The organism is Veillonella sp. VA141 (genome assembly GCF_003992175.1).
Classification (GTDB): Bacteria; Bacillota; Negativicutes; order Veillonellales; family Veillonellaceae; genus F0422.
Window position 1 is genome coordinate 342,616 of the sequence record NZ_RQVM01000002.1, and the last position, 16,162, is coordinate 358,777.

Annotated in this window: 12 protein-coding genes; 4 read left to right on the plus strand and 8 right to left on the minus strand. The window is 36.8% G+C overall.

Going from position 1 to position 16,162, the window contains the following annotated elements:
* Positions 1–77: 77 nt before the first annotated feature.
* From EO112_RS03775 to EO112_RS03795, 5 genes are all read right to left on the minus strand, one after another.
* The gene (locus EO112_RS03775; protein WP_240629336.1) at positions 78–410 is read right to left on the minus strand and encodes a hypothetical protein; all 333 of its coding nucleotides are present in this window, start codon (positions 408–410) and stop codon (positions 78–80) included.
* Positions 400–1,662, minus strand: a complete 1,263-nt coding sequence (locus EO112_RS03780) for a DNA repair protein (RefSeq protein WP_127162989.1) — start codon at positions 1,660–1,662, stop codon at positions 400–402. The genes EO112_RS03775 and EO112_RS03780 overlap by 11 nt, the downstream gene beginning before the upstream one ends.
* Positions 1,663–2,022: 360 nt before the next feature.
* On the minus strand, positions 2,023–2,895 hold the full coding sequence (locus tag EO112_RS03785) for a CoB--CoM heterodisulfide reductase iron-sulfur subunit B family protein (protein ID WP_009352877.1): 873 nt from the start codon (positions 2,893–2,895) through the stop codon (positions 2,023–2,025).
* Positions 2,895–3,851, minus strand: coding sequence for a succinate dehydrogenase/fumarate reductase iron-sulfur subunit (locus EO112_RS03790; RefSeq protein ID WP_062401129.1), 957 nt, complete (start codon positions 3,849–3,851; stop codon positions 2,895–2,897). Before EO112_RS03790 ends, EO112_RS03785 begins: the two co-directional genes overlap by 1 nt.
* A gap of 1 nt (position 3,852) precedes the next feature.
* Positions 3,853–5,571 carry an FAD-binding protein gene (locus EO112_RS03795; RefSeq protein ID WP_126940927.1) on the minus strand — a complete coding sequence of 573 codons (1,719 nt, stop codon included), beginning with the start codon at positions 5,569–5,571 and terminating at the stop codon, positions 3,853–3,855.
* A 932-nt stretch (positions 5,572–6,503) separates the two neighbouring features.
* On the opposite strand from EO112_RS03795, the gene EO112_RS03800 reads away from it, so the two are divergent.
* The 3 genes from EO112_RS03800 to EO112_RS03810 all read left to right on the plus strand — a co-directional run bounded on the left by EO112_RS03800 (position 6,504) and on the right by EO112_RS03810 (position 11,421).
* A complete protein-coding gene (locus EO112_RS03800; protein ID WP_127162995.1) occupies positions 6,504–8,786 on the plus strand; it encodes a ribonucleoside-diphosphate reductase subunit alpha in 2,283 nt (760 codons plus the stop codon).
* Positions 8,787–9,486: 700 nt separating this feature from the next.
* Positions 9,487–10,701, plus strand: a complete 1,215-nt coding sequence (locus EO112_RS03805) for an ATP-binding protein (RefSeq protein ID WP_127162997.1) — start codon at positions 9,487–9,489, stop codon at positions 10,699–10,701.
* A gap of 39 nt (positions 10,702–10,740) precedes the next feature.
* Positions 10,741–11,421, plus strand: a complete 681-nt coding sequence (locus tag EO112_RS03810) for a Fic family protein (protein ID WP_240629337.1) — start codon at positions 10,741–10,743, stop codon at positions 11,419–11,421.
* A 39-nt stretch (positions 11,422–11,460) separates the two neighbouring features.
* On the opposite strand, the gene EO112_RS03815 is transcribed toward EO112_RS03810, so the two are convergent.
* From EO112_RS03815 to EO112_RS03825, 3 genes are all read right to left on the minus strand, one after another.
* Positions 11,461–13,641, minus strand: coding sequence for a P-loop NTPase fold protein (locus EO112_RS03815; protein WP_127162999.1), 2,181 nt, complete (start codon positions 13,639–13,641; stop codon positions 11,461–11,463).
* A 287-nt stretch (positions 13,642–13,928) separates the two neighbouring features.
* Entirely contained in the window at positions 13,929–14,261 is a 333-nt protein-coding gene (locus tag EO112_RS03820; protein ID WP_127163001.1) for a type II toxin-antitoxin system RelE/ParE family toxin, read from the minus strand.
* Entirely contained in the window at positions 14,258–14,566 is a 309-nt protein-coding gene (locus tag EO112_RS03825) for a type II toxin-antitoxin system RelB/DinJ family antitoxin (RefSeq protein WP_127163003.1), read from the minus strand. Before EO112_RS03825 ends, EO112_RS03820 begins: the two co-directional genes overlap by 4 nt.
* 403 nt (positions 14,567–14,969) lie before the next feature.
* Between EO112_RS03825 and EO112_RS03830 the strand changes: the two genes are divergently transcribed.
* Positions 14,970–15,998, plus strand: coding sequence for a ribonucleotide-diphosphate reductase subunit beta (locus EO112_RS03830; RefSeq protein ID WP_127163005.1), 1,029 nt, complete (start codon positions 14,970–14,972; stop codon positions 15,996–15,998).
* Positions 15,999–16,162: the final 164 nt, after the last annotated feature.

The window sequence follows — 16,162 nt, forward strand, 5'->3', positions numbered from 1 at the left end:
TGTATTCACTATGGCTCGCATATCTAACACATAGCGTATATGTACCATTCTACATGATTTACAAAAATGGTCAATACTCAACCGATAGTAGTAACTCGCATAATATGAGACATTGGTACAAGCACATCTCCTACCGTCATCGTTCGATACACTGTATCAATCTGTTGTAATCGCCCTTGCACCGTATCATAAACTCGTCCATTGTAATAGACTACACTAACTACGTCCCCTATCACTAGCCCCTTACACTGTGTATCCAATACTTCCAATTGCTCCTCTGAAAGTTCTTTACGATTCTCTTTATATCGTGCAGTTTCCTCCAATAACTCTTGAAATCCTTTCAATGCAGCAAAGGGCATAAATTGTTTAGCCCTCTGTAACAATGTCATCTTCGGTCGTTTATGTTGCATTATGCCCTCCCACCAAGGTGTTACGAAACTGCATGGTCCCCTCTTCTTGTAAACTGCTAGCACGAAGTATGGAATTACCGCCAAACTTTTCCTTAATCGACAATACAGTCCGCTCCACTTGGTATGCTTTTTCTTCTCTATCCTGAGACGTAGAAAACAAATCTTCTTCCCAAGGTACCGCCTCACGACTAACCAAATCATCAAATCCCACCGATAACTGCCGAATCTCTTGATGAGGGTGAGTAGTTTTTTTATACAGTTCCAATACTGCCTGTGAAAGTCCCTCTAAGGAGCACGTATACTTCGATAACCGTCTCGATCCACCGGTACCTTTCACCATTCTATCTGCATACCGCACCCCTAAGGAAATATATTTTGTCAGCGCTTCCTCTGCAATCAATTCCAACAATAAAGATTCCACCATCTCCCGAAGAGGCACAAAACACTCCTCGTAGGAATAATTCCTCAGCAAAATTTGCCCTCTCGACAAAGAGTGTTTCGCTGGTCGATACATATGAATCTCTTTCATAGTGCACGTCTCACGCCCCCAAGCATGGTCAATGAGTAGCTCCGCATTAATCCCAAATTCCTTATACCAGCGTTCCTCAGGCACCGTCGTAATACCATGCAAATCCACTACGCCATACTTATGTAACCGGCTTGCGATTCCCCTTCCGATTTGCCAAATATCTGTAATCGGTTGATGATGCCATATTTTTTCTTCAAATAGCTTCTCATTAAGAATACCAATTCCCTGTGGCGCATGCTTGGCCAACACATCGAGAGCTACCTTAGCTAAAAATAAATTAGTTCCTAATCCAACTGTAGCATGAATATGAGTCTGTTCTAATACCTTATATTTGAAGAGCAATGCTAGTTCCCACCATGTTTTCTTATACAATCGGCTATAGGGAGTCACATCAATAAAATACTCGTCAATAGAGTACACATGAATATCTTCTGGTGCCACATAGTCCAATAAAACACCATAAATAGAGGCAGATACTTCCATATATCGTCGCATCCTAGGCCTTACCGCCATATACTCAATGGTAGAGGGAATCTCAAACAACCGACATCGATTCTTGACGCCTAATTGCTTTAATGCCGGAGAAATAGCTAGTGTAATTGCTCCTAGCCCACGTGATGCATCGGCTACAACTAATGGGGTCGTAAAGGGATCTACCCCCAAATCTGCACACTCCACAGAAGCATAAAAACTCTTCAAATCTAAACACATATACACTGCCATACTATCCCTCCTCCATACTAGTATAGTAGCATATTTGTTCTATATTTTCAATATATATGTTCGGTATATTGTTCTTACAATAGTATAGTAATTTACTATATTTTAAAAAGATAACTACACAATACACCCTGTATTTGACTTGGTTTATCACTAGGAAATTCATCTCATTATATCCGACCTCAACGTTTTTAAAACAACTTTAACATGCAACGAAGCTAGTATTTAACTAGGATCACCTCTATTAAAACAAACTCATTTTGTCCTATAGCCCACAATATAAGGCTTCCAAGAGCATATAAAAAACAGGTTGCCCCGAAGGACAACCTGTTGTAAGTTTGTGTAATACGATTGTATTTCTGATTATAAGAAACGGTTCAAGGAAGCAGTGCTTGCCAAGTGACGATCTGTCATACCCATTTCTGCTGGAGTGCAACCCAATGCAAGGCCAATTAATTGGCTCATGTGGATGATAGGCATATCACCATTCATTGGAACAGTTGCTTTTGCTTCTTTTTGGAACATATCCAATTGCATTTGGCAAAGTGGGCATGGTGTTACGACACAATCAGCACCTTCTTTTTGCGCATCAGCATTGATAGAACCAGTCATTTGCATTACAGAATCATGTGCAGGATATACTGCATGGAAACCACAGCAATCTAATTTACGGGAGAAATCGATTGGAGTAGCACCTAATGCTGTAATCAAATCTGCCAAGCTTGTTGGGATTTGTATATCTTCGAAGCCCATTTCTTCTTCTGGACGAAGGATATGGCAACCATAATATTCAGCAACACGAAGACCAGTCAATGGGCGAACCACTTTTGCTTTCAAATTATCTAAACCATATTCGCGGATAAGTACCCACAAGAAATGTGTTACTTCGCTAGTACCTTTGTAGCTCATACCAGCTTCGCCAAGAATGTTATTAACTTTTTGACGAGTTACTTCATGGTCATCAAGCTCTTTTTTAGCTTCACGAAGCATTAAAGTACAAGTGTTACAAACTGTAAGAATATCTAAGCCTTCTTTTTCAGCTAACGCAATATTACGAGCATTAGTGGAAAGAGTCAATAATGGATCGATATCTTGAACATGAGATGCGCCGCAGCAAGTCCATCCATCTAATTCTTGGATTTCGATACCTAATTTTTTCGCTACTGCAACGGTTGCTAAGTAGTCTTCTTTAGATGCGCCTTCTAATACGCAACCTGGGAAAAATCCGTATTTCATTATTTTCCAGCCTCCTCTACTGCACGACCGATTGTACGAACACCTTCAATACCATTCACTGGTTTATGAGGAACTACCAATTCGAATGGATTGATTTTGCCATGTTTCCATAAACGAAGAGCGTATAGACCTTGTTTTGCGGAATCCAATAATCCGTCTGTTTTCAAGCTCATTGTTACTTCGTTTAGGCGACCAGTTTTTAACAAGTCTTGCTTGAACGCGATAGCATGACGAGTACCTTTATTGGACAAGCCTGCTTGTGTCGCTACACGGCGAAGGTTGGAAATATCTTTTTCTGGTTTCAAATGTTTTGGACAACGAGTGATACAGTTCATACAATGCACACATTTCCACAAGCCATGATTGAAAGCTGGTGTAGTATGCGCCATTGGAGACACATCACGGGAATCCATTACAAAACGATTAGCTTTTGTATATACATATGGATCCAAGAAGTCTTCACGGTTAGCAGACAATTTATTACATTCGGAAGCACAGCATCCGCAAAGGATACATTCTGTGTTCATAACGAATTTTTTGAAGTCTGCAGCAGATTGACGTGTACCAGTTTTAGTAGTGAACTCTGGTTTTACAAAAATCCAAGGAGCTACTTCTTTCAAGCGGCTAACTTTTGCTTCCCAGTCAACTACTAAGTCACGGATCACATCAAAGTTACCGATTGGTGCTACTGTGATTTCATCAGAACCAAAACGTTCTGTAATTTCATCAATTTTAGCCTCGCAACCAAGCATTGCTTGACCGTTAACTTTCACGGAGCAAGCGCCACATACTGCAGAACGGCAAGCTGCTACGAAAGTTAATGTTGGATCTAATGTATCTTTAATTTTTTGTAAGCCCCAAAGGATAGTACGGTCTGCTTCATAATCGAAAGTATAAGACTGTACATACGCGCGGCCTTCGTTAAAGCGGTGGATATGATAAGTAATTTGTCTCATCTTAGTACTTCCTTTCTTGTGGTTCGTATTTAGTGAACACTACATCGCGTTCGGACATTACGTATTCGCCATTTTCGCCAAGTTTCCAAATAGCGTGTTTTAAGTATTGGGAATCATCACGTTTAGGGAATTCTTCACGAACGTGAGCGCCACGAGATTCTTTACGATGTAAAGCGCCCAAAGCGATAGCTTTCGCAACTGTCAACATAGATTTGATTTCTACGTAGTTTACGAATGCCATATTGTAAGTACGGTTAGAGTCACCTACATAGCAAGTTTCATATTCTTCTGTCAAACGATCGATCACTTCAAGAGCTTCTGTGATACCTGCTTCGTTACGGAAGATACCTACTTTATTCCACATCGCCACAGCTAATTCATCACGAATTTCAGCTACTGGACGACCAGATGTACGGGATGTAACTTCAACGAATTTAGCTTCCCACTCATCAGCTTTTGCTTTCAATTCAGCATCGCAATCTGCAAATGCACTAGCTTGTGCATAATCAGCAGCACCTGCACCAGATACTTTACCAAATACAACGCCGTCAGCTAAGGAGTTACCACCTAAACGGTTAGCACCATGGATAGAGATACAAGATGCTTCACCAGATGCGAAGATACCAGGGATTTCTGTTGCACAAGTTTTGTAGTCAACTACGTCGATACCGCCCATGATGTAATGGCAAGTAGGACGAATTGGCACTGGATCTGTTAAAGGATCGCAATGTTCAAAGCAAAGAGCCAAGTCACGGATACCATGAAGTTTTTCGATGATAACTTCAGGTCCTAAGTGACGAAGGTCAGCTACTACGTATGCATCAAGGCCAGAACCATTGAAACCACGACCAGCTGCGATTTCATCTTCGATTGCTTTTGCTACAACGTCACGAGACGCTAATTCCATTTTGTTAGGAGCGTATTTTTTCATGAAACGTTCGCCCTCAACGTTTAACAAGTATCCGCCTTCACCACGAACAGCTTCGGACATCAAGATACCAGTTTTACCAAGACCAGTTGGATGGAATTGGATCATTTCCATATCTTTTAAGCCTACACCAGCGCGGAAAGCTACTGCCATGCCGTCACCAGTAGAAAGGAATGGGTTAGTTGTACGAGTCCAGAATACACGGCCAGCACCACCAGTGGATAATACGATGGATTTAGCTTTGATAATTTCTACTTTACCTTTTTTCATATTCCAGATAATAGCACCACCAGCTTTACCGTCTTTTACAACGATATCTAATAGGTACCATTCTTGTAAGAAATGTACGCCTTCTTTAAGACATTGTTCATATGTTGTATGAAGAATTACGTGACCAGTTTTATCCGCACTGTAGCATGTACGTGGATAGGATTGTCCACCAAAGTTACGTTGTGCGATTTTGCCTTCGTCTGTACGAGAGAAAGGAGTTCCCATGAAATCCATTTCTAATACGCCTTCTGGGCAACGTTGACAGAAGAATTCGATAGCATCTTGGTCGCCAAGATAGTCAGAACCTTTTACAGTATCGAATGTATGAACTTCTGTGGAGTCTTCTTTTGCTACGTTATTTAACGCCGCATTAACACCACCTTGTGCCATTGCTGTGGCAGAACGTGTTGGGAAAATTTTTGTGATCAATGCTACACGTAAACCATCACGTCGTGCAGCTTCTAAAGCAGCTCGTTGGCCTGCTCCACCACTACCTACTACGAGAACATCATATTGTTCCATACGTACCTCCTCAAAAACACTTGTCTTATTTTGAACTATACCTCTTACATACTGTTCTTAAAATAAGGAACTATGTTTAACTGCATATATGACTGATATATGCATCAATCTATAGCCTTATTATATACGGTATTCCAAAGTGTTACAATTGTCACAGCAGCCCCTAAAAACCCCCTTTTTACAAGGGATTAAGCCGTTTTGATAACGTTTTTCATAGGTTTTAAGTAAGTATATAACAATATACTATTTTCAAGGTAATTCTCATTCAATTTATACTTATACAGTGTACTTTTATCTTTTCCCCCAACTATCTTGTTATTACACAATTTTTTAGGTTATATAATTTTTTGTCATTATTAAAAGTTTCTTTAGAAATAATTTCCTCTTACTATTTCTAAAATTACTCATTTTAATTATGTGATAGTTTTTCTCATAATTTATTTTCTTTCTTTTATATATTTATTTTGCATTATTAAAATTACTAAAACTCATATTACAATATATTGATTTTTATCACACCTCGACTACAAGTCATATCTATTTTTTTCCATTTTCTTTTTCTAAAAGTACTCACTACAAACTATCTTATACAAAAACGACGAAATTTTTCATCCTCTGTATTTTGTAAAGTATCTTTTCCTCATTATGGTATGCATTTTTGACATGCTGAGGGCGTTGTGAAAAAATGACTGATATAGTATAATTTTAGAAGATGTTGTGCCAAAGCACTTTATCTCTATACAATATATTGATATTGAGTCCGTGTGAAAACATATCTATGCACTCTCATTTGCGATTCGTAAATGGGAGTCCTTTTATGGTCAAGGCCTAATACATTATGTTAACCGGATATGTTTCCACATATATTCAATATATGTGGATAATCTTTACAACAGATACAAAAACTACATCGTCAGAAAAAGGAGACTCTCATGAGCATTATGATCAAGAAACGGGATGGCCATTATGAGCCATTGTCGGTAGAAAAAACGAAGAAAATGGTTGCCTTTGCTTGTTTAGGCTTAGACTCTTGTGACCCTATCGAGCTTGAAATGGACTGTAAATTGCAGTTCGTGGACGGCATGACTACGAAACAAATTCAACAAACTCTTGTTCAAACTGCCATCGAGAAAGTCATCCAAAAAGTAGACGATGGTTTTGGCAACATGGTAAACCGCATGAACCAAGACTGGCAATTTGTGGCAGCTCGTCTATACTTATTCGATTTGTACAAAGAAGCTGCTATTAACCGTAAATACAAAGCCTTTGGTTATGGCAACTTCACTGATTTAGTAAAAACCTTAGTTGCTGCTCGCCGTTATGCAGACTTTTTCTTAACACAATATACAGAAGCTGAGTTGGAAGAACTAGGCGATTATATCAAGCCAAAACGTGACTACTTATTTAACTACGAAGGTATTAAATTATTGGCAGACCGCTATCTAGTGAAAGGCTTCAACAAAGAAATTTACGAACTTCCACAAGAGCGTTTCATGGCTATCGCTATGCATTTAGCTGTCATCGAAGGGGACAAAAAAGTCTATTACGCTAAAAAATTCTATGATTTGATGAGCGAATTAAAAATGACTACAGCTACACCAACGTTGGCGAATGCTGGTACACCATTCCATCAACTAAGCTCTTGCTTTATTTCTGGTGTAGAAGATAATCTATGGTCCATTTACGATGTGAATGCAAAGTTCTCCCGTGTGTCTAAACATGGTGGCGCTCTTGGTATTTATCTTGGTAAAGTACGTGCCTTGAACTCCGATATTCGTGGCTATAAAAATTCTTCTGGCGGTGTCATCCCTTGGATTCGTTTATACAACGATACTGCCGTTGCTGTAGACCAGTTAGGTAAACGTAAAGGTGGCGCTACGGTAACACTTGACGTGTGGCACAAAGATTTCTACGAATTTGTTGAACTTCGTACGAACAATGGTGATGACCGTCGTAAAGCGCACGACATCTTCCCTGCTCTATCTGTACCAGATATTTTCATGGAACGTGTTATCAACCGTGAGCACTTCACTTTATTCGACCCACATGAAGTATCTCGTGTGATGGGCTTTCAATTAGAAGACTATTACGATGACGATACGAATAAAGCTTTCACGGAAAAATATTTAGCTTGTGAAGCTAGTCCAGATTTACACGGCATCGAAGTCAGTGCTTTGGATATGATGAAAAAAATCATGCGTTCCGCTGTAGAAACTGGTACACCTTTCATCTTCTTCCGAGATACGACGAACCGTGCGAACCCTAATAAGCATGCAGGTATGATTTATGCATCCAACTTGTGTCATGAAATCGCACAAAACGTTGGTTTCACGGATTTAGATGAAGAAATTATCCAAGACGATGGTTCCATCGTGACTCGCACAAAAGCGGGGGACATGGTAACCTGTAATTTAAACTCTATCAACCTAGGTCAAACCTCTGATGAAGAGTTAGAAGAAAACATCGCATTACAAGTTCGTATGTTAGACAACGTTATTACTATCAACCAATTCCCTGTGCCTGAAACACGCGTAACTAGTGAAAAATATCGCGCTATCGGCCTTGGCACTAGCGGTTACCACCACTACTTGGTGAAACATAAAGTACAATGGGAAAGCGATGAGCATTTGGATGTAGCTGACACATTGTTTGAAAATATTGCTTACGCTGCCATCAAGGCATCCATGGAATTGGCGAAAGAAAAAGGTGCTTACCCTGCTTTCAAAGGTTCTCAATGGGAAACGGGGGAATATTTTGAGCGCCGTGGTTACGCCTCTGAAAGATGGCAACAACTGCGAGCAGATGTGGCAAAATACGGTATCCGTAACGGTTACTTAATGGCTATCGCTCCAACAGGCAGTACATCCAACATTGCTAATACCACAGCTGGTATCGATCCTATCTTCAAAAAATTCTTCATTGAAGAGAAAAAAGGTAGCTTTACACCTAAAACAGCACCTGATTTGAGCAACGAAACTATGTGGTTCTACAAAGAAGCCCACACGATTGATCAACAATGGTCTATCAAGGCTTGCGGTATCCGTCAACGCCATATCGACCAAGCACAGTCTTTCAATTTGTACATTACGCCACAAATGAAAGCAAAAGAAATTCTTGATTTATATGTGGAAGCCTATAAACAAGGCATTAAGACAATTTACTATATCCGTAACCAATCCTTAGAAATGGATGAATGCACTAGCTGTTCCTCCTAATCTTTGGTGGGGTTAACCCTTATACATATAAGAGCACGGCATGCTCCTCACAAACGGCATTTCATGATGTTTGTTCGGGGCACACCGTGCTCTTTTGGTATATTTCGAATTAGGCAAATTCCCCACCAAAAATCTAGTCGGAACGACGTCGTTTTGTCGGGGAGGTCGGATTTGTATTCTGTAAGTGACTGTGGTATACTTGACTTACAAACAAGAAGAGTCTTCAACGTGTGGTGGCGTTAGGCTCATCTCAAAAACAGAAATGTGATTTGCCTAACGTGTATAAGTACTAGTGATACTTATCTTTACGTTAGGCTTTTCATTGTCTATTTTACAAGATCAATGATTTGAATTGCTAAGCTAATAATAGAAATGACTAAAGTAATCTTTTCATATTTTGTCATAGCAACCACCTCCTCCCATAGTAGGAAGAGATGAGCCCAACTCACGTTGATGACTCTTCTATGGTTTTATTATAGCACAAATATTTGCGATATGTTGATATTTTAAAGGTATTATATATAGTACGATTGATATGTATTTTGTTTATGATCGAGACTATACTAATACCTTTTTATGCTTTCGAGTATAATCGAATTGATATGCGCAATCTGTAACACTTTCGACTATACTCGAAATAATTATTGGAATCTTTAATTGTTTCGAGTATAATAGAATCAATGAAAGTGAGGTGTTAGCTATGGAATATATTAAACGTCCTAAGTACTTAACCCAAATAGAACCATTCATTGATAAGCCTGTAATTAAAATTCTCACAGGTATGCGCCGTGTTGGAAAGTCTACTTTATTAACGATAATTAAAGACACTATCTTACAAGAAGTGCCTGATGAACGTAAAGTTTATATTAACTTTGAATCCTTAGAATTTTTAGAGATAAACAATGCCACATTATTGGCAAAATATCTCATAGAAACAACAAAACACTTGGATGGGAAGCTTTACTATTTCTTTGACGAGATACAGTTAGTGGAAGATTGGGAAAAAGTTGTAAATGGTCTACGTGTTGGTAAAGATTGCGACATCTATATTACTGGTTCCAACTCCACCTTAATCTCTGGCGAACTTGCTACACTTCTTGCTGGCAGATATGTAGAATTTGAAATACAGCCATTTACATTTGATGAGTTTGTAGAAGTATTCCAAGAAAAACAGCTTAGTAAAGAAGAGCTATTCACTAAGTTCATCCAATTAGGTGGTATGCCTACCTTAAAATACTTTAACTTAGAAGAAAATAGTAGTTATAAATATCTAAATGATGTGTATCATACGGTTTTGATCAAAGACGTATTGACACACAATAAAATTCGCGATGTGGATATTTTCAATCGAATCCTATCATTTACTATACAAAATATAGGGTCCCCCGTTTCTGCAACTAGTATTAAAAAATATTTAAAGAGCGAGCATCGGGATGTTTCCATTGATACTATACTGAATTATTTAGACTATTGTCAGCAAGCTTTCATCCTGAAAAAGGTGTCTAGATTTGATACGGTCGGTAAAAAGAATCTTAAAATTGATGAAAAATATTACCTTACGGATCATGGATTTCGGGCTGCCAAAGGGTATTCTAATACGAAAGATATTGAAAGAACCCTGGAAAATATTGTATATATTGAACTGATATCTAGAGGATATACCGTAGAAATTGGGAAGGTAAAAGATATGGAAATCGACTTTATCGCTACGAAAGATAAAGAACGACTGTACTTTCAAGTGTCCTATCTTATGGAAACAGAAGCCACACGACAACGTGAGTTTGGCGTCTATGCGCACGTACAAGATAATTACCCTAAGTTTGTTCTCTCCATGGATACCATTGACTTTAGCCAAGATGGAATCGTTCACAAACATGTGATTGATTTTTTGTTGGAAAACAGTTTATATATATGATACAGTATAGATTCTTCGTACATTAAGGAGATAATTAATTTGAAACTGTCATACGCTTATTTAGATGATTTTCTAGTCAGAATGGCACATCATAGTACAGCCATTGAAGGTAATACACTAACACAATATGAAACTAAAAGCATTTTATTAGATGGTATCATTCCTAAAGTAATGAATGAGCGCGAATTTTATGAAGTAAAAAATTACAAGAAATATATGGCTTTTTTGAAAGATAATTATCATAATGAGATTACTATTAGTTTAATAAAGGATACTCACAGCTATTTACTACAAGATATTAGAGATGATGCAGGAGCATTTAAAACAATTCATAATATAATCTTAGGAGCCGATTTTATTCCCACAGAGCCTTATTTAGTGCAATCAGAATTAAAAAACTGGTGTAACACTTTAGAGTATAGATTAAAAATTTCAAATACGGTTGAAGAAAAAATAGAAGTGATTATGGACCAGCATTTTCGATTTGAACGAATACACCCATTCTCTGATGGAAATGGAAGAACTGGCAGAGCCTTAATCGTTCATTCTTGTCTACAACAAGGGATTGCCCCTATTATTATTAATAAAAGTGATAGACAACTATATATGAATTTATTATCTGACTTAGATATAAAAGGATTAACCAGTATGGGAATACAATTGTCAAAAGAAGAAAATACTAGAATGAAGATTATTAACAATGCTGAATCTGCGTTATAAAAAAGCACAGGGCTCGTGTCCCTGTGTTTTTTATATGCCTTAATTTTCTATTTTTATACCGTTGCGCTCCCATTGTTCTACTAATTCCTGGGCCTGTTCTTCATTCGCAGAATATAATTCATGCATCTGATAATTTAAAACAAATGTGGCTAGCTTCAACTTTTCAATTTCAGTAAACTCTAATAAATCAATGTTACGTAGTCGTTTAACTACATCATATATTTCATCTTTAGAAATATATTGTTCATATCCACTAATATCAAAGCTCCACCTTGAACCATGAGTTCCATTACGCCTTGTTGCAAATATACAAATAAATTTAAGCGTATTAATAGTACTTGTAGAGATCTTATTAAAATACTCTAATGCCTCCTGTTTATCAAGTTCTCCCCACAAGCGGAAAACAACACTAAACATCTCTATACTTAAACTCTCTTCTGATTCAATAATCGATTTAATCTTTACTAGATACTTTTCTTCTAACTTTAGTAATTGCTCTAAACTTATAATCGCTTTAGTATTCACTTCCTCTGAATTTCTTTCGTAAAACAACTTAATTCTATATAGGATAATAGTTATTGCGCCTACGCGATTTTTATCCATATCATTTAATATGGAATATAAAAGTTCAAATCGTTCTTGTTCTATCCTAATTCTATGTAAAAGTTCTTCTACTAAATCTATAGCCAAATCATACGCAGTTCTTGTGAATAAACCTGCATTAGTTTCACCTTTGAAGTTCCATTGAGAAGAAAATATCACGGAGACTATTAAATTTATTCTCTTACAAGGGATGTCATCAATTAAAGATAGGACCTCTTCTAAAAAATATATAATATTTCCTTTATCGTTAATTTCATCAATAGAACTAACCAATTCATTCTCATTAAATATATAAATCCAATCTTTAATTGTGGTCCTAGAAACTTCTACGCTATCCAAATCATGTCTAAAGTATATATCAAACTTTTCAGCATCACAGATTCTCATTTTCTTTTTATTATCTGCATCGGATTGATAACTTCCTTGATATTCATTAATCTCTTTTGCAAAAACAGGAAACATCGTTGAAACACACCGTATAGATTTCTCCGGGGAAATGCTCATCTCTTTAAATTCATCGTAATATCTATTTCGATATTCTATAGCATCTTCATTAGTTTTAAAAAATTTATAGTTATTGCTATTACAAAGAATATCTTTATTACTGTAAATCCATTTATATAACTTTGGCTCTAGGACTTCAAGCGCCGTAATTCCAATCATATCTTCAACACTTACCTCTTGATACAATGCTCGATATTTAAATTTAAAAATATTAGTTAATCGATTGATATCTCTAAGGTTATCAATATATGGACTTACACAATTAACAAAGATCCTTCCCCAGTAGCTATCATCTATAATTGTATCATTAGATATGTCATTAATAATTTTATCTAGCTGATTAAATAAATACTTGTGCACCTTACTTTTACTAATTCTGGGAATCTCAAATGGAATTTGAATAATCTTTTCTAAGTATTCATGTCCGTCTATATTATGGATTTCTTTTAACGCTCTACAAACGATTTCCCTATCCATAGACAATATATACACTATATTAGGAAAATTACCTACTTGTTTAGCCAAATGAAAGATATCTCTAATTTGTGAATTAGTGAGCCGATCAATATCATCAATTACAACAATGATTTTTTGATTACTTTCTTTCAATATAGTCTCAAGCTTTTCTTTCGTTGAATCTAGATTAGGAACTTCCATGAGATTAGTTCCCTGTGTTTTAATAATAGGTTTTAATATATTAACAAGAATACCTCCCAATGGTGATAGTACCGATAATGCATCTAGACAATCCGCGTAGTCGGTTAATACTTTTCCTATTTTCCTTTTAATTTTATTATTGCTTGGCGTATCTAAGTTATTTATTAAATTACGAAAAAATAAACTAATCAAATTATCCTTATCAGAATAATTCCAAGGTGAAAATGTAACAATTAACGGCTTATTTTTAGATTCCTCTCCCATGTTTTTAATCTCGTTCATCGTCATATTAAGTACAGAGGTTTTCCCAGATCCCCATTCTCCAAATAGGCCTATCACTAATCCATCGCTAGCATCACATTCATACAATGCCTTTGCTAACTGCTTCGAGAAAAATGATCTTCCCAACAAATCTTCCTCTTCTGTTTTGATTGGTTTATCTGCATTATAGTTCATATAATTCTTCTCCTATCTTCAATATACTTAAAGTTTTATTACTTCCTATCAAATTTTTCTAATTCCATATATTTTTACCAGTACAAAATATAGACTGTTCAAACACATCATTCTCTAGAGTATATATTTCGACATCTCTCTCTTACTCTCCTATATAGATTTACTCAACTTTTCTGATAAGCCAAAATACATCATAAAAGGGTATTCTTCATACAATGCATATATAAAAAACACAGGGCAAAATACCCTGTGCTTTTATTTTCTATATTTTTAACACCAATCACAAACTATGTGTCTAAGTGGTTCATTCGATTCTCTATATTACGACCTCCGTAAAAAATACGTGCTATGGAAACGACATGCATTATATCATCCACACAATAAAAAACTACATACTTATCAATAGGAACCTTGTACATCCTTTTCGATTTCCAAGGCTCCTCATTAACCAGCATATGTCTCATCGGAAATATATCTAGAGAAGCAATCATTTTTCTGATTCGCAATATTTGATGTTCTGCTGCTATAGGAGATAGTAATGTATAACGAATATATTCATATATATCCCTTAAATCTTCTAATGCCGTAGAGGAATAAGTCACTCTATAATGATCACTCATATCCCATATTCCTTCGCCAATAACGCATCTACCTCATCTATACTATAGGACTTATCGTTCTTTAAAGAATCTATTCCTTTTTGTAATTCAGCATCTAGTTCTTCCTTCGATAATCTACTCAAAGATACTGGTGTTTTACGGTTCGACAATCGCAGTTCAAAGGGCATCCCATTTTGCAACACAATTTGGCTATATAACATTTGTATTGCACTAGATGGAGAAATTCCAAGCTTCCCTAAAATATTCTCTGCATTTTCTTTTAAAGTAGAATCAATTCTAGCATATACTGCATTTGTATTTGCCATATATATCACTCCTTTCTTTTCTCCATCATACACCACGATGATTGCATATGCAAGCAATTGCAAGTACATGGCTTCAAATATTATGTGCTCATCGACATCTGAAGCTGGAATCCTAGATAGCTTTTCTCTTCCTATATCTCTACTATCATGCCATAATAAAAACGCACTAAATTAACAGGAAACGTATTCTAGCATAGAATACACAAAAGCACAGGACTGATACTCCTGTGCTTTTTGATTGCCTACCTACCTATCTTTTTAGTATAATAAAAAGTAGTATCAAAACTACATACCAATATTAGCAGGCGTCTAGCTATGCTTTTATAGTTCTTTATAGTATTAAATGGTAAAGTGAATGTCATCTCCTATGTTGACTTTCACCTAGATACATAGGAGATATTTCATGGAAAAGAAACTGATTTTTAATGAACATGGTGACCGTGGCACGCAAAGTATGGTGGGCGGTAATACGACGAATTTACGGGAATGGAATCGTATTAAGTACGATTGGGCAAACACATTGTATCGCACGATGCTGAACAATTTCTGGATTCCTGAAGAAATTTCTTTGAACGAAGATATTAAGCAATTCCCTTATTTAACGGACAGCGAACGCCGTGCCTTCGACAAAATTATTTCTTTCTTAAACTTCTTGGACTCCATTCAAAGCGAGAACTTGCCAAACTTGAGCCGTTATATTACGGCATCCGAAGTGGCTTCTTTATTGAATATCCAAGCCTTCCAAGAAGAAATTCACGCCCAATCCTATTCTTACATTTTAGATACCGTAACGAATCCAATTACTCGTGACCGCATTTATGATGAGTGGCGTACAGATGAACATTTATTAGCTCGTAACCGCTTCATCGCTGACATTTACCAACGTTTTAGTGATGAGCCATCGGAGCACAATTTAATCCGCACTATCATGGCAAACTATATTTTAGAAGGCATCTATTTCTACTCTGGATTTAGTTTCTTCTACACATTGGCACGCCAAGGTAAAATGACCGCAACTTCCACAATCTTTAAATACATCAACCGTGACGAAGTGACTCACTTAATATTGTTCCAAAATATTATCCGTGAGCTTCGCATCGAACGCCCTGAACTATTCACTCCTGAACTAGAAGCTGAGTTAACACAAATGCTTCGTGAAGGTACAGAAAATGAAATTGCTTGGGGTCAATACATTACAGATGACAAAATTCTTGGCATCAACAACACATTGATCGAGCGCTATATCAAATACTTAGCAAACCAACGTGCTGACTCCATCGGCTTGCAACCGTTATATCCAGACATCAAGGAAAATCCTATGGCTTGGATTGAAAGTTTCTCCAATTTGAACAGCACGAAAACTGACTTCTTCGAGGCAAAAGTTACGAACTATACAAAAGCAGCAGCATTTGACTTCGACGATTTGGAATAAGAATGCCTGTAAGGTTATATACATAAAAGCTACACGTAGATATTATCTATGGTGTAGCTTTTTGTTTTCCCTCTAAATCTGTAATTTTGCAACTTTAAAATTCAATGAGCCTAGTATTTAACTAGGCTCATTGCTATTAAAACCAATTCATTTTGTCCTATAAC